Genomic DNA, 22,352 nt, shown 5'->3' with positions numbered 1-22,352 from the left:
CTAAGTGTGTTTGTTATGAGTTGTTTTATTCAAAAAAAAGCCGACTCTTAAAGTCGGCTTTTAATTATTTATTCACTTATTTGGTACCAAAAATCTTATCGCCGGCATCGCCAAGCCCCGGAATAATGTATCCGTGCTCGTTAAGCCCCTGATCGATAGAGGCGGTGTACAGTTCAACGTCCGGGTGCGCTTTTTCCAGCGCTGCAATGCCTTCCGGCGCGGCGACCAGCACCAGCACCTTAATGCTGCTACAGCCTGCTTTTTTCAGCAGGTCGATGGTCGCGATGACAGAACCGCCGGTCGCCAGCATCGGGTCGACGATCAGCGCCATGCGCTCATCAATGTTCGATACCAGTTTCTGGAAATAAGGTACTGGCTCAAGCGTCTCTTCGTTACGGTACATCCCGACTACGCTGATACGCGCGCTCGGTACATTTTCCAGAACGCCTTCCATCATGCCCAGACCCGCGCGCAGAATCGGCACAACGGTAATTTTTTTACCTTTGATCTGGTCGATTTCCACCGGGCCATTCCAGCCTTCGATAGTGACTTTTTCCGTTTCCAGGTCGGCTGTCGCTTCATACGTCAGCAGGCTGCCTACTTCTGAGGCGAGTTCACGAAAGCGTTTAGTGCTAATGTCGTTTTCACGCATCAGACCCAGCTTGTGTTTGACGAGTGGGTGTTTGACTTCCACGATCTTCATACTCTTCTCCTATCCTCAGATGACTGGCAACCACAAAAAAATCGCCGGATTATACCGCTTTTCCTCTCTGACGCAACACAATGTATGCTTGACCTGGATCAACCAAAAGCGCAGATAGCGGAAAAGTGAGTATAAATCACTCACGTTGAAACAGGCGATAAAGGCTAACAACCGTTTGAATCTTAGCAATTTTAAGGATGAATGGCCTGTCCCGACCGCCTGTCGTAAACCAAGTGCTGGATATCCTTTTCTTTTTTACCAACAGAGAAATTTTCAAGCAGCGACCGAAACCATGCCAAAAAAATCGTCCGGATATCCAGGGCGCAGACCACGCTCGCAAACGTTTGCTTTCCCTGTTAGAATTGCGCCGAATTTAACTTTTACCGCAAGAAAAAACGTGGGGAACCAGGCAGTGACCGATAAGACCTCTCTTAGCTATAAAGATGCCGGCGTCGATATTGATGCGGGTAACGCTCTGGTTGATCGAATCAAAGGCGTAGTGAAGAAAACTCGCCGCCCGGAGGTTATGGGCGGTCTGGGCGGTTTCGGTGCGCTGTGCGCGTTGCCGCAAAAATATCGTGAACCGGTACTGGTTTCCGGCACTGACGGCGTAGGCACCAAACTTCGCCTGGCGATGGACTTAAAGCGCCACGACGCTATCGGTATTGATCTGGTGGCAATGTGCGTAAACGATCTGGTCGTTCAGGGCGCGGAACCGCTGTTTTTCCTCGATTACTATGCCACGGGTAAACTGGATGTCGATACCGCCGCCAGCGTGATCAACGGTATTGCCGAAGGCTGCCTGCAATCCGGCTGCGCGCTGGTCGGCGGCGAGACGGCGGAAATGCCGGGCATGTATCACGGCGAAGATTACGATGTGGCGGGTTTCTGCGTCGGCGTAGTCGAAAAATCAGAAATCATCGACGGCTCCCGGGTTGCCGAAGGCGACGTGCTGATTGCACTCGGCTCCAGCGGCCCGCACTCGAATGGATATTCGCTGGTGCGGAAAATTATTGACGTTAGCGGCTGCGACCCACAAACCACTCTGCTGGAAGGGAAGCCGCTGGCCGATCATCTGCTTGAACCGACCCGTATCTACGTAAAATCGGTTCTGGAACTGATTGAAAACGTCGATGTGCACGCTATCGCCCACCTCACCGGCGGCGGCTTTTGGGAAAATATTCCGCGCGTTCTGCCGGAGAATACCCAGGCGGTAATTAATGAGTCGTCATGGCAGTGGCCCGCCATCTTTACCTGGCTGCAAACCGCCGGTAATGTCAGTCGACATGAAATGTACCGTACCTTTAACTGCGGCGTCGGCATGGTGATAGCGCTCTCCGCTCCGGAAGCGGACAAAGCGCTTGCTCTGCTAAACGAGAAAGGTGAAAACGCATGGAAAATCGGTATTATCAAAGCCTCTGATTCCGAACAGCGTGTGGTTATTGAATAATGAATATTGTGGTGCTGATTTCCGGCAATGGAAGCAATTTACAGGCGATTATCGATGCCTGCGAAGCGAAGAAAATTAAAGGCACCCTCAGGGCAGTATTCAGCAATAAGGCCGACGCGTTCGGCCTTGAACGCGCCAGAGAAGCCGGCATTCCGGCGCAAGCGCTGACTGCCGATCGGTTTGACAGCCGCGACGCCTTCGATCGCGAGTTGATTCGCAAGATAGACGAGTATGCGCCCGATGTGGTCGTGCTGGCTGGTTTTATGCGTATTCTGAGTCCGATGTTTGTCGCGCATTACTACGGGCGTCTGCTGAACATTCACCCTTCCCTGCTACCAAAATATCCGGGGTTGCATACCCATCGCCAGGCGCTGGAAAACGGCGATGAGGAGCACGGTACCTCGGTACATTTCGTGACAGACGAGCTCGACGGCGGCCCGGTCATTCTCCAGGCGAAGGTGCCGGTTTTTGCCGACGACAGCGAAGATGATATCACCGCACGCGTACAGACTCAGGAACATGCGATTTATCCGCTGGTGATTAGCTGGTTTGCGCAGGGGCGTCTAAAGATGCGCGATAACGCCGCCTGGCTGGACGGGCGTCGTCTGCCGCCGCAAGGTTATGCGTCTGACGAATAATACGTCATCGAACAGGACTGCGTCTGCTTGCCGGATGGCGGCATAAATGCCTATCCGGCCTACTCTTTTCCCTTCCTTTATGCTATCAGTTTATTGTCATATTTTTCTGGCGCAGTTGGACATTAACGCGTAATGCTCGCCATAATCATCAGGCAGTGTCCCGTGAATAAAACGGAGTATAGGTAGTAATGGGTCAGGAAAAGCTATATATCGAGAAAGAACTAAGCTGGTTAGCATTTAACGAACGCGTGTTACAGGAAGCGGCGGACAAATCCAACCCGTTGATTGAGCGGATGCGGTTCCTGGGAATCTATTCTAATAACCTCGACGAGTTCTACAAAGTGCGTTTCGCTGAACTGAAACGACGCATTATTATCAGCGAAGAACAGGGTTCAAATTCTCATTCACGCCATTTGTTAGGCAAAATTCAGTCCCGCGTGTTGAAAGCAGACCAGGAGTTCGACGGCCTGTACAACGAATTACTGCTGGAAATGGCGCGTAATCAAATCTTTCTGATCAACGAGCGTCAGCTCTCGGTGAACCAACAAAGCTGGTTGCGCCACTATTTTAAGCACTATTTGCGCCAGCATATTACCCCGATTCTCATTAACCGGGAGACGGATCTTGTTCAGTTTTTAAAAGATGATTACACCTATCTGGCGGTGGAGATTATCCGCGGCGACACCATCAACTATGCGCTGCTGGAGATACCGTCCGACAAAGTCCCACGCTTCGTTAATCTGCCGCCGGAAACACCGCGCAGACGCAAGCCGATGATCCTTCTGGATAATATTCTGCGCTACTGCCTGGATGACATTTTTAAAGGGTTCTTCGACTATGACGCGCTTAATGCCTATTCGATGAAAATGACCCGCGATGCCGAATATGACCTGGTGCATGAGATGGAATCCAGTCTGATGGAGCTGATGTCTTCCAGCCTGAAGCAGCGCCTGACCGCTGAACCTGTGCGCTTTGTCTATCAACGCGATATGCCCGCCGCGCTGGTCGACGTGCTGCGGGAAAAACTGACGATCTCCCGGTATGACTCAATCGTACCCGGCGGGCGCTACCACAATTTTAAAGACTTTATTAATTTTCCGAATGTCGGTAAAGCCAACCTGGTCAATAAACCGTTACCGCGGTTACGCCATCTTTGGTTTGATAAAGAGAAGTTTCGTAACGGTTTCGACGCGATTCGTGAACGTGATGTGCTGCTCTATTATCCTTATCACACCTTTGAACATGTGCTGGAACTGCTGCGTCAGGCGTCGTTTGACCCAAGCGTGCTGGCGATCAAAATCAATATTTATCGCGTAGCGAAAGACTCGCGCATTATTGACTCGATGATCCATGCCGCCCATAACGGCAAAAAAGTCACCGTGGTGGTGGAGTTGCAGGCGCGCTTCGATGAAGAGGCGAATATTCACTGGGCCAAGCGGTTAACCGAAGCGGGCGTCCATGTTATTTTCTCTGCGCCCGGGCTGAAAATTCACGCCAAACTCTTCCTCATCTCACGAAAAGAGGGCGATGACGTGGTGCGTTATGCGCATATCGGCACCGGTAACTTCAACGAAAAAACGGCGCGGCTGTATACCGATTATTCGCTGCTGACCGCCGATGCGCGCATTACCAATGAAGTGCGCCGGGTCTTTAATTTTATTGAAAACCCCTATCGCCCGGTCACTTTCGATTATTTGATGGTTTCTCCACAAAACTCACGGCGTCTGCTGTATGAGATGATCGATCGTGAAATCGCCAATGCCCAGCAAGGCTTACCGTCAGGGATTACCTTAAAGCTTAACAACCTGGTCGATAAAGGGTTGGTCGACAGGCTATACGCCGCGTCGGGTTCGGGCGTCCAGGTCAATCTGCTGGTGCGCGGTATGTGTTCTCTTATTCCGCAACTGGAAGGCATTAGCGATAATATTCGCGCGATTAGCATTGTGGATCGCTATCTGGAACACGATCGGGTTTATATTTTCGAAAACGGCGGTGATAAGCAAGTTTGGCTCTCTTCAGCTGACTGGATGACGCGTAATATTGACTACCGTATCGAAGTCGCTACGCCTATCCTCGACCCGCGGCTTAAACAACGCGTCCTGGATATCATTGACATTCTGTTTAGCGACACGGTAAAAGCGCGTTTTATCGATAAAGAACTCAGCAACCGCTACGTACCGCGCGGCAATCGCCGTAAAGTCCAGGCGCAGCTGGCAATTTATGACTACATCAAATCACTCGAGCAACCAGACTAACGCTATGCCAATTTACGATAAATCCCCCCGCCCGCAGGAGTTCGCTGCGGTCGATCTCGGCTCAAACAGCTTTCATATGGTTATTGCCCGCGTGGTTGACGGCGCAATGCAGATTATCGGCCGTTTAAAACAGCGCGTCCATCTGGCGGACGGGCTGGGCGCAGATAACAAACTCAGCGAAGAAGCCATGGAACGGGGGCTTAGCTGTCTGTCGCTGTTTGCTGAACGCTTACAAGGTTTCTCCCCTTCCAGCGTCTGTATCGTAGGCACCCATACGTTACGTCAGGCGCAAAATGCCGCTGATTTTCTCAAACGCGCGGAAAAGGTTATTCCCTACCCGATAGAGATTATTTCCGGTAACGAAGAAGCGCGCCTGATTTTTATGGGCGTAGAACATACGCAGCCGGAAAAAGGCCGCAAGCTGGTGATCGATATCGGCGGCGGGTCAACAGAGCTGGTCATTGGCGAAAACTTCGAACCCAGGCTGGTTGAAAGCCGTCGTATGGGCTGCGTGAGCTTCGCGCAGCTCTACTTTCCCGGCGGCATTATCAATAAAGAAAACTTCCAGCGCGCCCGAATGGCGGCGGCGCAAAAACTGGAAACCTTAACCTGGCAGTATCGTATTCAGGGTTGGAACGTAGCGATGGGCGCTTCCGGTACGATTAAGGCCGCTCATGAAGTTCTCCTGGCGCTGGGTGAGAAAGATGGCTTCATTACGCCGGAGCGCCTCGATAAACTGAAGTCAGAAGTGTTGAAGCACCGCTCCTTTAATGCGCTCAGCCTGCCGGGTCTGTCTGAAGAACGAAAAGCGGTCTTTGTGCCGGGCCTGGCGATTCTGTGCGGCGTTTTTGATGCTCTGGCTATCCGCGAGCTTCGCCTTTCCGACGGCGCGTTGCGCGAAGGCGTGCTGTATGAAATGGAAGGCCGCTTCCGCCATCAGGATGTTCGCAGCCGTACCGCAAAAAGTCTGGCCAATCAATACAACATTGACAGAGAACAGGCCAGACGCGTGCTGGAAACCACCATGCAGATGTACGAACAGTGGCAGGCCCAGCAGCCAAAACTGGCGCATCCGCAGCTTGAAGCGTTGCTTCGCTGGGCGGCAATGCTGCATGAGGTTGGACTGAATATTAATCACAGCGGTTTACATCGCCATTCGGCTTATATTCTGCAACACAGCGATTTGCCCGGCTTTAATCAGGAGCAGCAAATGATGATGGCGACGCTGGTGCGTTACCATCGTAAAGCCATAAAACTGGATGATATGCCCCGCTTTACGCTGTTTAAGAAAAAACAGTATCTGCCGTTAATTCAGCTACTTCGGCTGGGCGTATTACTGAACAACCAGCGGCAGGCGACCACCACGCCGCCAACGCTGCGACTAACGACCGATGACAGCCACTGGACGTTATGTTTTCCGCATGACTGGTTCAGCCAGAATGCGCTGGTACTGCTTGATCTGGAAAAAGAACAGCAGTACTGGGAAGCTGTAACTGGCTGGCGTCTCAATATTGAGGAAGAAAGCTCGCCGGAGATCGCCGCGTAAATTGTGAGCCAGACGCCGCGCCGCGGCGTCTGTCTTTACTGAATCTCAGATAATAGCTGCGGCTCGCCAATTAAATATCCCTGAAGATAGTCGATCCCCAACGAGAGCACGACGCTTCGTATTTCTTCGCTCTCGACATACTCCGCGACGACCTGCATATTTTTCATTCGCGCTAAATGACAAATAGAAGCCACAATCTGATAATCGAGACTGTTTGACACTATATTGCGAATAAAACTGCCATCAATTTTAAGAATATCGGCGTCAACGTTTTTCAGCCGCGCATAGCTGGCGTAGCCAGTACCGAAATCATCAATCGCTATCTGACAGCCAAACTGCTGTAGCTGTCCCAGCGTCAACTGCGCCTGCTCAGCATTGGTGAGAGAGTTGCTTTCCGTTACCTCAAAAACCAGTTGCCAGGGTTCAACCTGATATTGCGTAAGCAACTGCTTAACTTCTGCAGGGAAACGAGCGCGGCATACCGATGTTGGCGACAGATTAATGGCAAAACGATGCGCGGGCATATATTCCCGGCTGGCCGCCATAAACCGCAGCGTGTTTTCAATCACCCAGAGATCGATAGCGGAAGACAAACCAAACTCATGCGCCACGGGTAAAAAATTGTCCGGGTTGATAACGTCGCCGTTGTCATCCCTGAGTCGCAGTAAAATTTCATGGTAAACGTCCCCACGAACGCCGAAAATAGGCTGCGCCATCAGGAAAAAATGATCGTGCTCCAACGCCTGTTGCAGCCGATTCATCATCGCAATTCTGCCCTTCAAATCGCGCTGCAGGTGCATTGCGCCGCGCCGCTGTAAATCCTCCGGCGCGTTAGTCGTCAACGAAAGATCGGAACTGGTGCTTAATTCGCCCAGCAGAAGATAAAGGTGGCTAACCGGAGAACGCACGCAGCAGTAGCTCACGCCGACAGGCGGTTGTAGCGGCAGTCCATCCCAGATAAACCGAAACTGCTTAATATGTTTATCCAGCGCTTCAATACGCTGCTGATGCGCCTCTGTATTAAGACGCAGCACCAGGTCGTGCCCTGACATCTGGTAGACGCACTCATTTGAGGCCAGCATCGGCGTAATCCAGTGAGAGAGCTTTTGCTTATACTGGATGCGTAGCATGACGCCATAATTTTTACCCAATAGCTCCAGGCCCGGCACGTGTAAAAAACAGATCGTAGACCAGGGCGCATTTTGGAGCGCGCGGTTTAACGCACGTAAATTGGGAAGATGTACAACCGGGTCAAGATAGGCCAGCCGCCGTGCGCGACCACTCACTACGCGCTGACGCGTGGCCAGTACAGACATATAATTAACAATAAAAGAAAAAACCAGATAGCTCGAAGAGGTAATCGCTAATTGCGTATCATAACCTGAATACCAGGGCATATAACGCTGATAATAATGAATCGACGTAATTAACACGACGGCCCAGATAATTGAAATAAACTTATAGCCATAGCGCATCGCGCCCCACAGCATGACCGGCAATAATAACGAAAGCGTATAGTTGGTACTAAATATTGAACTATTATCAGTCAATGGCATACACAGTATAAACATTAGTGTAGTCAATACGGCCAGCCAAATAACGATCTCTTTTTTAGTGGCCTTGCTATCAATCTGTAGCTTTAATTGCTGATAATACCCCCGTAGGTGCAGCGGATTGCGGAGAGTACGAATAATAAAATAGCACAATGGCACGCCGACAAGGTTACCGACCAGTAACGCCTGGTAATTAATCAGCGTGTTGATATTAAAGGGCATTACCCCCATCAGGCTGGCTTTGCTTTCGTACATGCCAACAAAAGCGGCAAACTGGTAGATGACCAGAAATAATGTTGCAGAACAAAATACCTGCCAGAATATTCGTTGAAACAACAGGTGGGCGTCGCCGTGGGAAACATTGTTTCGCCGGGGGGAAAAGACACGATAGCCGCCCCAGCTTAGCACGATAGTAATGATAAAGTGCATCGTCACAGAAAGGGTTTCATACAGCCCTGTCTGCGGGTATCTGCGCCAGAAGATAGCAAGCACAATGCCCGGCAGTGCTGCCCAGCCGAAAAAGAGCATCAGGCTAAGCATAAAAGCTAACGGCAGGTAAAAAAGAACCACATTTCCAGTGCTGGTAAGCGCATAAGTATTTGCGCTACTTAAAACAGGTAGTAAAATCGAAGGAAGGATGAGCGGTAGTCCCCACCATTTATCTCTGATATTTATATAAGTTTTATTTAGTTTCATAGATGCTCAGCAGAACCCCCCAATCCCAAAGGGGCGTTAACAGACAGGCATCCCACCTGACTTTAAATTGATGATGCGATATACATCACACGATAGTCATCGATTGTAATTATTAAACAAAAGTAACATTTGATTTAAGTCAATTATTACCTTTCTCCTGCAGCCTTTATTCGCCTTTTTATTCTTTGTTATCATTAATTTATTATTAATGTAAATACTAAAATTATCTTCCATAACAATATAAGATAAATCAACTGACGCAATTTTACATTAAGAGGAATTGACCATCGGTTCGCAGTATGCCTTAATGTAGAGTGAACGCAGGCTTGTTACGTTCTTCGCCTTGATAATACCCTTGAAGAACCCAGCCTGATCCCGCCCATACCGCTGGGCCAACGTTAAGGAACCCTTTGTGAGTCAGGCCAACAGTATGCGAAAACGACATCGATTTAACACTCGCATGACCCGTATCGTACTGCTTATCAGTTTTCTCTTCTTCTTTGGACGTTTCGTCTACTCTTCTATCGGCGCCTGGCAGCACCATCAGGATAAAAAAGAAGCGCAACAATCATCGCTTTCTGTCACCACGCCGGGACAACGTTAAGCTGTTATCCGTTAAAAAGCCCGCGCAAGAAAAAGAAGCTTTAGCGTTAACGCAAAAAGACAATCCCACTCAATGGGTTCAGGCCATGATCAGACGCTTAAAGAGCAACCGCGGGATATCCTGCCTGGGTGATAAGATCACATGCGCGGTTACTAAGATTCCCTCGACCGAATACAAAACCCGATAGCCTTCAGCGTGGTTAAACTCCCGGTAGCTGGCACAAGTTCAGGGCAAATCTGGCATCCCAGCGGGCACTGGCGTACGGTACTCTCAAACTGTGTAAGTATCTCTGCGATAGGCGGATGCGGCTCAACCTCAACGCACTTCAGGAAACCCGCTATTGTGTCGATGCAGTGCTTTACCGTAAACGTATACTCAAAGGTCACCTGCGGCTCCGACCTATCCGCCAGAGTCAATGCGAAATCAGGAAGATAACCATCGTGGGAGGAGAATAAGGTGACCAGTCCTATACGTCAGAATTTGTTTTGTAAAGAGCCACCTGGGATCAGATTACCAACGTTGACAGGCAAAACCATCAACTCATTACAGCTAAGCTCAACGAATAATTTAGGTCGTTTCGTTGGTCGTAATGTACCCTGGCTCGGTTGGGTTATGACATTCACTACGATTTATGATATCCAGCGTGATATTAAAGATACATTTAATCGTGTGGCGGTTCCTAAAGATCGCATTCAGTGGACGTACTTCTAATGAGAGATATTAAGAAAGAAATTATCGATTTTATCGATCAGGAATATAACACTAAAAAGTACTTTCTCTGTGGGCCAAAGCGAACCATCACGCTTGATACCAGTATTAGGGATGATCTTAAACTCGTTTTTGAAGATAGTGAAGAACTTCTACAAGAGTACTTCAAGCGTTGGAATGTAGATCCAGAAGGATTTGACATACTCAACTATCTGAATCCAGAGTACTTTGGAAGTAAAGAGCCTGATCCGCGTAAGCCACTAACGGTTGGTATGCTCGTTGAAAGTGCTAAAGCTGGACGTTGGTTATATAGTTGAAGAATAAAGTTATTATATTTTAAATACCCCTTATTTGGGCTGAATCGCCACGGATAACCTGGGCACTTCTGAGTCGTTGGTAGATCTTTTTCTTTATCCGTTCACGCTTCAGTAGCTGGAAAAAGCTTTCTGCAACCGCATTGTCATGACAGTTGCCACGACGGCTCATACTGCCCTCCAGTCCGTGCGATTTCAGCCATTCATAGCGGGTGTACTGACTATCCTGATCAGAATGAACCAGCACCTGTTTTTGGGATGACGTCGCCACACGGCCATCAGAAGCGCATTCAGGACAATATCTTTTGTCATTCGTGGTTGCATTGACCAGCCGATAACTTTGCGCGAGAACAAATCAACGACCACGGCAAGATACAGCCAACCTTCGTGGGTTCGTAATTACGTCAAATTTGCCGTCAGGAGCTGTGCGCTACACAGAAAACTCATCTATGCACATAAACAAAAACCCTCTGCAAAAACAGAGGGTTAAATTCACTTTTACCTGCTCATGAAAACACAGGAAGGATTATCGGCTTATTCCCACTCAATGGTAGCCGGCGGTTTACCGCTGATGTCATACACCACACGGGAAATCCCGTTGACTTCATTGATGATGCGGTTGGAAACACGACCGAGGAAGTCATACGGCAGGTGCGCCCAGTGTGCGGTCATAAAGTCGATGGTTTCGACGGCACGCAGGGAGACCACCCAATCGTACTTACGACCATCGCCCATGACGCCAACGGAACGGACCGGCAGGAAGACGGTGAACGCCTGGCTGACTTTGTCGTACAGATCCGCCTTACGCAGCTCTTCAATGAAGATAGCGTCCGCGCGGCGCAGCAGGTCACAGTACTCTTTCTTCACTTCGCCCAGTACGCGTACGCCGAGGCCCGGCCCCGGGAACGGATGACGGTACAGCATGTCGTACGGCAGGCCCAGCTCCAGACCAATCTTACGCACTTCGTCTTTGAACAGCTCTTTCAGCGGTTCAACCAGCCCCATCTTCATCTCTTTCGGCAGGCCGCCGACATTGTGGTGAGATTTGATGACGTGCGCTTTACCGGTTGCAGACGCCGCAGATTCGATAACGTCAGGGTAGATGGTGCCCTGCGCCAGCCATTTCACGTCTTCCAGTTTCAGCGCTTCTTCGTCGAACACTTCCACAAAAACACGGCCAATGATCTTACGCTTGGCTTCTGGATCGTTTTCGCCAGCCAGCGCTGACAGGAAACGATCTTCCGCCGGTACGTGAACAATGTTCAGACCAAAATGGTCGCCAAACATGTCCATCACCTGCTCGGCTTCGTTGAGACGCAGCAGGCCGTTGTCGACGAATACACAGGTCAGATTTTTACCGATCGCGCGGTGCAGCAGCATCGCGGTGACGGAAGAATCCACGCCGCCGGAGAGACCGAGGATCACTTTATCGTCGCCTACCTGCTCGCGAATGCGCGCCACGGCGTCGTCGATAATTTTCGCCGGCGTCCACAGGGCTTCACACTGGCAGATATCGCGTACAAAACGCTCCAGCATGCGCATACCCTGGCGGGTGTGAGTCACTTCCGGGTGGAACTGTACACCGTAGAAGCGTTTTTCTTCATTGGCCATAATGGCGAACGGACAGCTCTCGGTGCTGGCGACTGTCACGAAGTCGGACGGAATCGCCGTCACTTTATCGCCGTGGCTCATCCACACGTCCAGCAGCGGTTTGCCGTCTGCGGTCAGGGAATCTTCAATACCGCGAACCAGCGCGCTGTCGGTCAATACTTCGACCTGCGCGTAACCAAATTCACGCTCATTAGAACCTTCTACATGACCGCCAAGCTGCATCGCCATGGTCTGCATCCCGTAGCAGACGCCAAATACCGGCACGCCTGCTTCAAAGACATACTGCGGCGCGCGCGGGCTGTTTTCTTCGGTGGTGCTTTCCGGGCCGCCGGAAAGAATAATGCCGCTTGGGTTGAAGTCACGAATTTGTGCTTCTGTCACATCCCACGCCCACAGTTCGCAGTAAACACCCAGCTCACGCACGCGGCGCGCAACCAGTTGAGTGTACTGAGAACCGAAGTCCAGAATGAGGATGCGATGCTTATGAATGTTTTCCGTCATTGACGCTTATTCCGAGGCAAGTGAAACAGATTAAATAAATCGCCCGACGCGAAGGTCGGGCGAAGAAAATCAGGAGCCCAGACGGTAGTTCGGGGACTCTTTGGTGATGGTCACGTCGTGAACGTGGCTTTCCTGGATACCCGCACCGCTGATACGCACAAACTCCGCTTTAGTACGCAGTTCGTCGATGGTAGCACAACCGGTCAGCCCCATACAGGAGCGCAGGCCGCCCATCTGCTGGTGAATGATCTCTTTCAGGCGACCTTTATAGGCTACGCGGCCTTCGATACCTTCCGGCACCAGTTTGTCGGCGGCGTTGTCGCTCTGGAAGTAACGGTCGGAGGAACCTTTGGACATCGCGCCCAGCGAGCCCATGCCGCGGTAAGATTTGTACGAACGGCCCTGGTAGAGTTCGATTTCGCCCGGGGATTCTTCGGTACCGGCCAGCATAGAACCCACCATCACCGCGCTCGCGCCTGCGGCGATGGCTTTGGCAATGTCGCCGGAGAAACGGATACCGCCGTCAGCGATAACCGGAATCCCGGTGCCTTCCAGCGCTTCCACCGCGTCGGAAACAGCGGTGATTTGCGGAACGCCCACACCAGTCACGATACGGGTGGTACAGATAGAGCCAGGGCCGATACCCACTTTCACCGCGCTGCAACCGGCTTCCGCCAGTGCGCGAGCGCCTGCGCCAGTGGCGACGTTGCCGCCGATGATTTGCAGGTCAGGATATTTAGCACGGGTTTCACGGATACGTTGCAGAACACCTTCCGAATGACCGTGAGAAGAGTCGATCAGCAGTACGTCAACGCCTGCCGCCACCAGCGCGTCAACGCGCTCTTCGTTGCCCGCGCCTGCGCCGACCGCCGCGCCGACACGTAAACGGCCCTGCTCATCTTTACAGGAGTTTGGTTTACGTTCCGCTTTCTGGAAATCTTTTACGGTAATCATGCCAAGCAGATGGAAGTTATCATCAACGACCAGCGCTTTTTCTACGCGTTTTTCGTGCATTTTTGCCAGCACGACTTCACGGGCTTCGCCTTCACGAACGGTCACCAGACGCTCTTTCGGCGTCATGTAGACACTTACCGGCTGGTTCAGGTCAGTCACAAAACGCACGTCACGACCGGTGATGATACCCACCAGCTCGTTATCTTCAGTCACCACCGGATAGCCCGCAAAACCGTTACGCTCGGTCAGGGCTTTCACTTCATGCAACGTGGTGGTTGGCAGGACGGTCTGCGGGTCGGTCACTACGCCGGACTCGTGTTTCTTCACGCGGCGAACTTCTTCCGCCTGGCGCTCAATGGACATGTTTTTGTGGATAAAACCAATGCCGCCTTCCTGGGCCAGGGCAATTGCCAGGCGCGCTTCCGTCACGGTGTCCATCGCCGCAGAAAGCATAGGAATATTCAGACGAATAGTTTTCGTCAACTGCGTGCTGAGATCGGCAGTATTCGGCAAAACGGTGGAGTGAGCGGGAACAAGGAGGACGTCGTCAAACGTCAGGGCTTCTTTAGCGATACGTAGCATGGGCAATATCTCACCTGGGAGGTTAATAAATATTGCCGCGGCATTATACAGAACGTAATCGGTTGCATCTACATTTTTTTGCAAATAGTGCTTGCGATCCCCCGTGAGCAGGTTACTATCGATTGAATAACCTGCTGATTTAGAATTTGATCCCGCTCACATGTTATCCTCTCAAACTTCCTCAATTTTTACCGTAAGCCGCCTTAACCAGACGGTTCGTCTGCTGTTAGAACAGGAGATGGGACAGGTATGGATCAGCGGCGAGATTTCTAATTTCACGCAGCCTGCGTCGGGCCACTGGTACTTTACGCTCAAAGACGATACCGCTCAGGTGCGCTGTGCGATGTTCCGTAACAGCAACCGCCGGGTGACGTTCCGCCCGCAGCACGGGCAGCAGGTGCTGGTACGCGCCAATATTACGCTGTACGAGCCGCGCGGCGATTATCAAATCATCGCCGAAAGTATGCAGCCCGCGGGCGAAGGCTTGTTGCAGCAGAAATATGAGCAGCTAAAAGCCAAACTGCAGGCCGAAGGCTTGTTCGATCAGCAGCATAAACAACCGTTGCCCTCCCCGGCCCACTGCGTGGGGGTGATCACCTCGAAAACCGGCGCGGCGCTGCACGATATTCTCCACGTGCTAAAGCGTCGTGACCCATCCCTGCCCGTTATTATCTATCCAACCGCAGTCCAGGGCGACGACGCGCCGGGGCAGATCGTTCATGCTATCGAACTGGCGAACGCGCGCGGCGAATGTGATGTACTGATCGTCGGACGCGGCGGCGGTTCGCTGGAAGATTTGTGGAGTTTTAACGACGAACGCGTGGCGCGGGCGATTTTTGCCAGCCGCATTCCGGTAGTCAGCGCCGTCGGCCACGAAACCGACGTCACGATAGCTGATTTTGTCGCCGACCTGCGCGCGCCTACGCCATCAGCAGCGGCAGAAATTGTCAGCCGCAACCAGCAGGAGTTGTTGCGCCAGATTCAATCCGCGCAGCAGCGTCTGGGCATGGCGATGGACTACTACCTCGCCAACCGCAGCCGCCGTTTCACGCAGATTTTTCACCGTCTGCAACAGCAACATCCGCAGCTGCGTCTGGCCCGTCAGCAAACCGCCCTGGAACGTTTACGCCAACGGATGGGATTTGCGCTTGAGGCCAGGATTAAGCAGGCCACTCAGCGCCAACAGCGCGTAAGTCAACGCCTGAGCCAGCAAAATCCGCAGCCGCGCATTCACCGCGCGCAGTCGCGCATCCAACAGCTGGAATATCGTCTGACGGAGAATATCCGCTCACGGTTAAGCGAACAGCGCGAGCGTTTCGGCAACGCGGTCACGCATCTGGAGGCGGTCAGCCCGTTAGCCACGCTGGCGCGCGGCTATACGGTTTCGACGACAACGAACGGCAAGGTGCTGAAAAAGATCAAACAGGTCAAAGCAGGCGATATTATGACTACGCGACTGGAGGACGGCTGGCTTGAAAGTGAAGTCAAATCCGTCACGCCGGGCACGTAATCCAACACTCCCCCACCCTTTGCAGCGCGATGTTGGGTTTCGACTTCGCCTCACCCAACCTACACGCCACGTCGGATAAGGTGTAACCACAATTCGACGATCAACCGGTTTGTCATTCGCCTCAAAACCGGGCAGGGAACACCCGCCCGGTTTTGTCTAACTTACCAGTTATAGCGCAGATTGAGGCTACCGTTCAGATCGCCAAAATCATTGCTGCCAGTCTGCCCGGCAACCTGAGCGCGAACGCTCCACTGCTTATCGATATCTGCCTGCAGACCCACTTTCAGCTCCGCACGGTTAGCCGGAAGATCCTGTTTTACCGTGGCATCATCAAACGATACCGACACATCATCGCTGGTGTGCAGCCAGTTAGCTTCAGCAAACGGCTGGATAACCGTACGGCTGCCTTTGTACAGCTTGCCGTCAACACGCAGACCCAGACGCGTTGTCCAACTGTCGCCATCCTGACCATCGATCCGGGTGCCGTAGTTATCCTTCACGCTATCTGCTGAGTAATTCTGCCAGACAACCTGCGCCTGCGGCGTCAGACTGACAGTATTGCCGTTGCTAAGCGCAATATCGTAGCGATAACCGGTTTCCAGCGAGACAGCGTTAGCGGTTGAATCGTAAGATTCAGAACCCGCATCACCGCTCTCTACGCTGTTGTTGTAGAAACCATATTGGTACCAGCTGTCGACATACGCGCCGCTATGCGTTTGGGCATCAGCAAACCAGGTGGCATAGACGCCAAGGTTATAGCCGTCTACGTTGCCGCTACTGGTGAACTGGCTACCGTCTGCGCCACGGTTACCGGTGCTGTCGGTATCGGCGTTGATGTAGCTCGCCATGACGCCAACGGTAACGCTCTGCTGGCCGTTACCCCAGGCCAGAATGTCGCCGCCTAACTGGAACTGGGAGTAGTTGCTGTCCATATCGATATTGCCGCTGACAGCCTCGGATTCCGCTTTACCCGCTTTGAAGCGCGCCCATACGCTGCCATCGGCATTACGATACTGGCTGCCCTCGCGGTCATAGAGGGTCTGCATTTGCAGGTTGCGCGCCATCCACTGGTTGCCCATGTACGCGCCGATATCCGCACGGTACTGCGGTGCGACATCGCCGCCATCGTCCGGAGGCGTGACATCGCCGCCGTCGCCGCCGTCGTCCGGAGGCGTGACATTACCGCCATCGCCGCCGTCGTCCGGAGGCGTGACATTACCGCCATCGTCACCGCCATCCGAAGGCGTGTCATCACCGCCGCTGTCGTCATCATCAGACTGTGCTTTTGACGCCAGATACCAGTCGTTGTCACTTTCATTCCAGTACAGACGGTAGGTATACAGACCGGCGTTAACCTCATTTTTTAGCTCAAACGCATCGCTGGTCGATACGCCGCCAACGTCCACCACTTCGATACCGTTAGTGGTCTGTGCTCCATCGCCGATGCCGTTGATGTACAGATCGGTGGTGCCGGAGGCATCGCCGGTAATGACTAACTTATCGGTCGCCGAATCATCGTCACCCAGGACGGTATTCAGGTAAAGCGAGCCGCCGTTGCCAGTGTAATTGCCATCGACATAAAGCGTATTGCCAGGCGTGCTGGAGCTGCTACCGCTGGTTATTGTCCCCATGTTGATCAGATCGCCATTGAGGGTGAAGATGGCGCCTGTTTCCTCGCTGTCGCCAAAGACCAGCGTCCCTTCGTTGGTCACCTTACCGTTAACGGTCGTACCATTGCTGCCGCCGAAGGTCGCCCCGGAAGCGACGTTCACCGCCTGCTGGCTGCCCATCTCGCCAATCGAGCCGTCTCCGGACAGCCATAGCGTGCCTTCCTGTACGTTAGTATCGCCGCTATAGGTATTCGCGCCGCTCAGCGTCAGTTTACCCGCGCCCAGTTTGGTCAGCGATTTACCGTCCCAGTCGCCGTTGCCGGTTTTATCGCCCAGTACGCTGGTGACTTCAAAACTGTCGCCTGCGCCCAGGGTAAACGTGCCGTGTGCTGGCGTCGCTGACGTGGCGGTCGCATTCCAGCTCAGCCCTTCGGTAAGCAAATATTCTGACGCATCTGCAGGATTGATTGTCCCGGTTACGGTCAGATAGTCCGGCTGGTCGGTGAGGTTCATCGTCAGGCTGGTAAAGTCGCCGCTGATATCGCTGTCCATATCCATCAGTTTAAAGGACTGGAACTCCGCGTCGGAGGCGCGCGCTTGCAGGCTGGCGTCGCTGACGACCAAATCGCCGCCAAGCGTGGCGCTGCCGCCGGTGATCAGCGGTTGCACTGAGTCACTATTCAGCTCAACGTTCAGCGTACTGCCATCTTGCTGAATTAACGCGCTGTCACCGAGATCCAACGAGGTGCCGAGCGCCAGTTGGGTCGTCGCGCCGCTATGAGTGGTGATGCCGCCCACCGCGCTAACTTCGCCGTCTACGTCCAGCACCAGCGTGGCGTTATTGTCTACCAGACCGGTGCCCAGCGCCGTCGTACTGGCGGCGACCAGCGTACCTTCATTGATGGTGGTGCCGCCGCTGTAGTCGTTGTCGCCGGAGAGGATCAGCGTGCCTGCGCCTTCTTTGGTCAGCGATTTACCGTCCCATCTGCTACCCGGATCCAGCGTGTCATCAACGTCTGTCAGTGTAGCCGCAACGTTAAAGCTGCCGTCAGGGTCGCTCAGGGTAAAGGTGCCGTGGGCGTCGGTAGTGGCGTTGTCTCTGTCCGCATACCAGGAGAGGGAGGCCGTCAGATCATAGTGGGTGTTGTCCGTTTCATCGACTTTTCCGTCGATAGTCAGGAAGTCAACATCTTCTCTATTCATTCCCGCGACGGTCAGATTGTCGAAATCACTCGTAATGGCGCTGTCGCTGTCAATCAGCGTGTAGGTGTATGCCTCGGGCGTCCAGCTGTCTGTAACGCTGCCGATGCCGGTAACATTCAGAGTGCCGCCCAGCGTGACGCTGTCGGCGGTAATCACGGCGTCGTCGGTGGCCGCGCCGAGGTCAATACTTAGCGTACTGCCGTTTTCCTGAGTGAGCTGGCCCGCGTCAAGGGTGCTGCCCGCTACCAGCGCGGTAGTGGCGTCGGTATGGGTGGTGATGTTCGCAAGCTCAAATGCGCCGTTGGCATCCAGTATCAGCGTACCGCTGTTGTCGATATTGCCGCTGCCCAGCGCGTTGACGTTGGCGGCAATCAGCGTACCGCCGGTAATGGTGGTGCCGCCGGAGTAAGTGTTATCGCCGCCTAACATCAGCTCGCCGGTACCGGTTTTGACCAGCGAACCAGCGCCGGAAAGGGTGTTTTCCAGCTCGCCTTCGCCGACCTGAAGCACGCCGCTGTTGGCAATAGCGCCAGTGCCCAGCGAATCCGCATGGTCAGCAATCAGCGTGCCGTCGGAAATAGTGGTGCCGCCGGAGTAAGTGTTGTCGCCGCTTAACGTCAGCACGCCCGTACCGGTTTTCACCAGCGAGCCGCTGCCGAAAAGCGTATTTTTCAGCTCGCCCTCGCCAACCTTAAGCACGCCGCTGTTGTCGATATCGCCGCTGCCCAGCGCGTTGACGCTGGCGGCAATCAGCGTACCGCCGGTAATGGTGGTGCCGCCGGAGTAAGTGTTGTCGCCGCTTAACGTCAGCTCGCCCGTACCGGTTTTCACCAGCGAGCCGCTACCGAAAAGCGTATTTTTCAGCTCGCCCTCGCCAACCTTAAGCACGCCGCTGTTGTCGATATCGCCGCTGCCCAGCGAATCCGCATGGTCAGCCGTCAGCGTGCCGCCGGTAATGGTGGTGCCGCCGGAGTAAGTGTTATCGCCGTTTAACGTCAGCTCGCCCGTGCCGATTTTCACCAGCGAACCGGTGCCGGAAAGCGTATTTTTCAGCTCGCCCTCGCCGACCTGAAGCACGCCGTTGTTGGCAACAGCTCCGGTCCCCAGTGAATCCGCATTGTCAGCAATCAGCACACCGTCGTCAATGGTGGTGCCGCCGGAGTAATCGTTATCGCCGTTTAACGTCAGCTCGCCTGTGCCGGTTTTCACCAGCGAGCCGCTGCCGAAAAGCGTATTTTCCAGCTCGCCCTCGCCCACCTTAAGCACGCCGCTGTTGTCGATATCGCCGCTGCCCAGCGAATCCGCATGGTCAGCCGTCAGCGCACCGCCGGAAATAGTGGTGCCGCCGCTATAGTCATTAGCGCCGGTCACGATCAGCTCATCGCTACCGCTTTTGACAATTTGGCCCCCGCCGGTCACGTTGTTATCCAGCGTGCCCTGGCTCAGCGCAAGCGTTGCGCTTTCTGCAATCGTCACATCGCCAGTGCCGAGCGAGGCGGCGTCTTTGGCGGCCAGAATACCGCCGTCAATGACGGTGTCGCCGTAGTCGTTGCCGGTGTTGCTGAGGATCAGCGTGCCGTCGCCTTGTTTGGTTAGCTTGCTGCCATCCCAGTTGGAGTTAGCCGTGGTTTCGTCCAGTTCGCTGGTGACGGTAAAGGTACTGTCTGCATCAACGGTAAAAGTGCCATGCGCAGCGCGCGCAGAATTTGCGCCCGCGTACCAACTCAAGCCCGTAGACAACTCGTAGTTGGTATTATCATTCGCATCAACGCCCGCGTTGATCGTAAGGTAATCCGGCATAGCAGAGGTGTCGGCATCCAGCGTTACGCTGTCAAAATCGGTAGTGATCGCAGTTTGCGAATCAATCAGCGTGACCGATCCAAAGTGTTCGTCAGTTTCGGGCGCGACAAAGGTGGCCGTTGAGCTAAGGTTCAGCGTCCCGTCCAGCGTGACGTTGGCGGCTTTGATAATTGGCGAGCTGTTGGCGGTATCCAGCGTCGCGTTTATCTGGCTGCCGTCCTGCAAGGTCAGGGTATTATCCACCGTCAGCAGCGTACCTGTCGAACCGCTCGCGTTGCCCAGCGTAATGCCGCCGTCGTTGGTCAGGTTGCCGACGGTTGACGGGTCGGTCATGTTCCACTGGCTGGTGTCGTCGAGCGACAGCGTAGTAAACATCGCATCTACACGACCGGTTAACGTGGACTCCTGGCTTAAAGAGAGCGATGACGATGACATGTCAGTCTGGACAATGTTGCCGGTCAGCATCGTTTTTTCGGCCTGAATAGTCGCTTTGCTGCCTAGTTTGATCGCGGTCGGCGCCGTAAAGGTGCTGTTGGTGAGCTTAATGGGGTCGTTAATGGTCGTGCTACCATCAACGTTCAGTGCGACAGTTTTTGAGGTGACGTTTGCGTCGCTGACCGTGAGCGCGTTGAGATCCTCATACGAGGTGCTTCTCTTTTTACTGGTGATAAAGATACCGTCGCCGTCGGCGTTGATGGTGGCGCCGTCGATATTGGCGTCCGACGCCAGAATATACACGCCCGTACCGGCAGAGGTAATGTTGCCGCCTGAAATATCCAGGGTAGTGGCGTTATTGGCCTGCACCGCCACACCGTCGGCGTTGATGGTGGCGCCGTTGATCCTGGCGTCCGACGCCACAATGTACACGCCCGTACCGGCAGAGGTAATGTTGCCGCCTGAAATATCCAGGGTGGTGGCGTTATTGGCCCGCACCGCCGCGCCGCTGGCGTTGGTATGCGTTATGGTCGCGTTGGTGAGATTAAGATCGGCCTTATTGCTGCCCTGAATGGTGTCCTTCGTACCTGTAGAGCTGACCGAGCTATCAGACAGGTTCAGGGTGGAACCCGCATCTGTCGCAGAGGTACCGGCAACAACGTTTATCTGGCCTTGCGCCAGGGTGATTGTGCTACCGTCCTGCACGTTCAGCGTACTGCCTTGTTGCACCTGCGCGCTACTGCTGTTAACTGCCTCAACGATGATGCCGTCCAGCGTTGCTTCTGAACCCGTATACAGCGTCATTACGCCGTAATTGCCGCCAATCTTCAGCGTGCTGTCCGTTAACATCAGTGTGCTGCCATCCGCTGCGGTAATACCCTGAGTATAAATGCCCGTAGTGGTTATCTGCGCGTCGGTAAGCTCAAGGATCGCATAATGATCCAGCGAAATGGCATTGGAAACGTACTTACCGCCATTCGGATCATCGGCTCCGCCTCCGCTTGTTTCAATGACGAGTCCCGTCCCTTTGACCGTGGTGGATTGCCAGCCGACGGTGGCAACACCCGAGACATAGAGTGCCGCGCCATCCTCAACTCCTGAATAGGTCATCGGCGGCGTTGAATCATCCAGAACGTGGGTCTGCGCATCAGCATATGATGCCTGATTATCGGCCATGGCCAACGGGCTGAAAAATCCGAGCGCCGCAGCCACGGCGCAAGCCAGCGCCGCGCGCGTTGCTTTTATTATTTGTCCATATTCGGACTTTTGGTTTGGGGAATGGGTTTCACTCGCGCATACTTGCGCTTTAACTTTGCTATGGCCTCGCGCCAGTTCTGAAGCCACGACATACATATTTCGCACGGCGCTCCAGACAATACTGTAGGTCCTGTTCAATTTTTAAATTTCCTTTTAATAACGTTCACGAAGCAAACTGGATTTTGATTGGCTGTAAATAGCTTTTAAATGGTGTATATAAATGAGATAAATAATAAATGACAAAAATATGGTTTTATGAATGATTGCAATCACCTGTAACAATATATTATCAAAGCCAAATTATTAACCAATTTCAAGGCCTATTTCAATATCAGGTCACTTTTTGATTTATTTATAATTGATATAAATACATCCATCCCTTTTATATATATTTATATTGTGAATATCATTTAATGATTTCA

Annotated in this window: 13 protein-coding genes and 3 pseudogenes; 8 read left to right on the top strand and 8 right to left on the bottom strand. The window is 53.0% G+C overall.

The window, feature by feature from the left end; all coding sequences use genetic code 11:
* Nucleotides 1–76: 76 nt before the first annotated feature.
* Complete coding sequence (upp, locus tag EOS98_RS06465; RefSeq protein WP_000706208.1) at nt 77–703, bottom strand: uracil phosphoribosyltransferase; 627 nt, start codon at nt 701–703, stop codon at nt 77–79.
* A gap of 412 nt (nt 704–1,115) precedes the next feature.
* Here upp and purM point away from each other — a divergent pair, with 412 nt between their 5' ends.
* The 4 genes from purM (at nt 1,116) to ppx (ending at nt 6,592) form a co-directional block, all read left to right on the top strand.
* On the top strand, nt 1,116–2,153 hold the full coding sequence (purM, locus tag EOS98_RS06455) for a phosphoribosylformylglycinamidine cyclo-ligase (protein WP_000130477.1): 1,038 nt from the start codon (nt 1,116–1,118) through the stop codon (nt 2,151–2,153).
* Entirely contained in the window at nt 2,153–2,791 is a 639-nt protein-coding gene (purN, locus tag EOS98_RS06450; RefSeq protein ID WP_127821153.1) for a phosphoribosylglycinamide formyltransferase, read from the top strand. Before purM ends, purN begins: the two co-directional genes overlap by 1 nt.
* 188 nt (nt 2,792–2,979) lie before the next feature.
* On the top strand, nt 2,980–5,046 hold the full coding sequence (ppk1, locus tag EOS98_RS06445) for a polyphosphate kinase 1 (RefSeq protein WP_000529555.1): 2,067 nt from the start codon (nt 2,980–2,982) through the stop codon (nt 5,044–5,046).
* A 4-nt stretch (nt 5,047–5,050) separates the two neighbouring features.
* Nucleotides 5,051–6,592 carry an exopolyphosphatase gene (gene ppx / locus EOS98_RS06440; RefSeq protein ID WP_023181768.1) on the top strand — a complete coding sequence of 514 codons (1,542 nt, stop codon included), beginning with the start codon at nt 5,051–5,053 and terminating at the stop codon, nt 6,590–6,592.
* 35 nt (nt 6,593–6,627) lie between these two features.
* Here ppx and EOS98_RS06435 read toward each other — a convergent pair whose 3' ends face one another.
* Together EOS98_RS06435 and EOS98_RS06430 are read right to left on the bottom strand one after the other, a co-directional pair.
* The gene (locus EOS98_RS06435; RefSeq protein WP_000773647.1) at nt 6,628–8,841 is read right to left on the bottom strand and encodes a sensor domain-containing phosphodiesterase; all 2,214 of its coding nucleotides are present in this window, start codon (nt 8,839–8,841) and stop codon (nt 6,628–6,630) included.
* 96 nt (nt 8,842–8,937) lie between these two features.
* Nucleotides 8,938–9,075 carry a hypothetical protein gene (locus EOS98_RS06430; RefSeq protein ID WP_001540598.1) on the bottom strand — a complete coding sequence of 46 codons (138 nt, stop codon included), beginning with the start codon at nt 9,073–9,075 and terminating at the stop codon, nt 8,938–8,940.
* A gap of 178 nt (nt 9,076–9,253) precedes the next feature.
* Between EOS98_RS06430 and EOS98_RS06425 the strand changes: the two genes are divergently transcribed.
* A complete protein-coding gene (locus tag EOS98_RS06425; protein WP_000075924.1) occupies nt 9,254–9,445 on the top strand; it encodes a YfgG family protein in 192 nt (63 codons plus the stop codon).
* 78 nt (nt 9,446–9,523) lie between these two features.
* Here EOS98_RS06425 and EOS98_RS24795 read toward each other — a convergent pair.
* Nucleotides 9,524–9,667 (bottom strand): annotated as a pseudogene (locus EOS98_RS24795) (hypothetical protein); the annotation flags it as partial.
* Nucleotides 9,668–9,934: 267 nt separating this feature from the next.
* Here EOS98_RS24795 and EOS98_RS06415 point away from each other — a divergent pair.
* Both EOS98_RS06415 and EOS98_RS06410 read left to right on the top strand, forming a co-directional pair.
* A pseudogene (locus EOS98_RS06415) lies at nt 9,935–10,156 on the top strand (hypothetical protein); the annotation flags it as partial.
* Nucleotides 10,141–10,470: a DUF1493 family protein gene (locus EOS98_RS06410; RefSeq protein ID WP_023994424.1), complete on the top strand. Its 330-nt coding sequence runs from the start codon at nt 10,141–10,143 to the stop codon at nt 10,468–10,470. The pseudogene EOS98_RS06415 and the gene EOS98_RS06410, both read left to right, overlap by 16 nt.
* 76 nt (nt 10,471–10,546) lie before the next feature.
* Here EOS98_RS06410 and EOS98_RS06405 read toward each other — a convergent pair.
* The 3 genes and pseudogenes from EOS98_RS06405 to guaB all read right to left on the bottom strand — a co-directional run.
* Nucleotides 10,547–10,866, bottom strand: a pseudogene (locus EOS98_RS06405) (DDE-type integrase/transposase/recombinase); the annotation flags it as partial.
* A 135-nt stretch (nt 10,867–11,001) separates the two neighbouring features.
* The gene (gene guaA, locus EOS98_RS06400; protein WP_000138293.1) at nt 11,002–12,579 is read right to left on the bottom strand and encodes a glutamine-hydrolyzing GMP synthase; all 1,578 of its coding nucleotides are present in this window, start codon (nt 12,577–12,579) and stop codon (nt 11,002–11,004) included.
* A gap of 69 nt (nt 12,580–12,648) precedes the next feature.
* Nucleotides 12,649–14,115, bottom strand: a complete 1,467-nt coding sequence (gene guaB / locus EOS98_RS06395; protein ID WP_000944174.1) for an IMP dehydrogenase — start codon at nt 14,113–14,115, stop codon at nt 12,649–12,651.
* Nucleotides 14,116–14,275: 160 nt separating this feature from the next.
* Here guaB and xseA point away from each other — a divergent pair, with 160 nt between their 5' ends.
* Entirely contained in the window at nt 14,276–15,625 is a 1,350-nt protein-coding gene (gene xseA / locus EOS98_RS06390) for an exodeoxyribonuclease VII large subunit (protein ID WP_126523921.1), read from the top strand.
* Between the two features lie 161 nt (nt 15,626–15,786).
* Here xseA and shdA read toward each other — a convergent pair whose 3' ends face one another.
* The gene (shdA, locus tag EOS98_RS06385) at nt 15,787–22,068 is read right to left on the bottom strand and encodes a fibronectin-binding autotransporter adhesin ShdA (protein ID WP_126523920.1); all 6,282 of its coding nucleotides are present in this window, start codon (nt 22,066–22,068) and stop codon (nt 15,787–15,789) included.
* Nucleotides 22,069–22,352 lie beyond the last annotated feature (284 nt).

The organism is Salmonella sp. SSDFZ69, from assembly GCF_004010755.1.
Taxonomy (GTDB): Bacteria; Pseudomonadota; Gammaproteobacteria; order Enterobacterales; family Enterobacteriaceae; genus Salmonella; species Salmonella enterica.
The sequence above is the reverse complement of the archived record's forward strand: the minus strand, read 5'-3'. Positions and strand labels throughout refer to the sequence as shown.

Coding starts and splice junctions, on each gene's coding strand:
- ppk1 (WP_000529555.1), top strand. CDS start 2,980: ATGGGTCAGGAAAAGCTATATATCGAGAAAGAACTAAGCTGGTTAGCA.
- EOS98_RS06435 (WP_000773647.1), bottom strand. CDS start 8,841: ATGAAACTAAATAAAACTTATATAAATATCAGAGATAAATGGTGGGGA.
- xseA (WP_126523921.1), top strand. CDS start 14,276: ATGTTATCCTCTCAAACTTCCTCAATTTTTACCGTAAGCCGCCTTAAC.
- purN (WP_127821153.1), top strand. CDS start 2,153: ATGAATATTGTGGTGCTGATTTCCGGCAATGGAAGCAATTTACAGGCG.
- EOS98_RS06430 (WP_001540598.1), bottom strand. CDS start 9,075: ATGGAAGATAATTTTAGTATTTACATTAATAATAAATTAATGATAACA.
- upp (WP_000706208.1), bottom strand. CDS start 703: ATGAAGATCGTGGAAGTCAAACACCCACTCGTCAAACACAAGCTGGGT.
- guaA (WP_000138293.1), bottom strand. CDS start 12,579: ATGACGGAAAACATTCATAAGCATCGCATCCTCATTCTGGACTTCGGT.
- ppx (WP_023181768.1), top strand. CDS start 5,051: ATGCCAATTTACGATAAATCCCCCCGCCCGCAGGAGTTCGCTGCGGTC.
- guaB (WP_000944174.1), bottom strand. CDS start 14,115: ATGCTACGTATCGCTAAAGAAGCCCTGACGTTTGACGACGTCCTCCTT.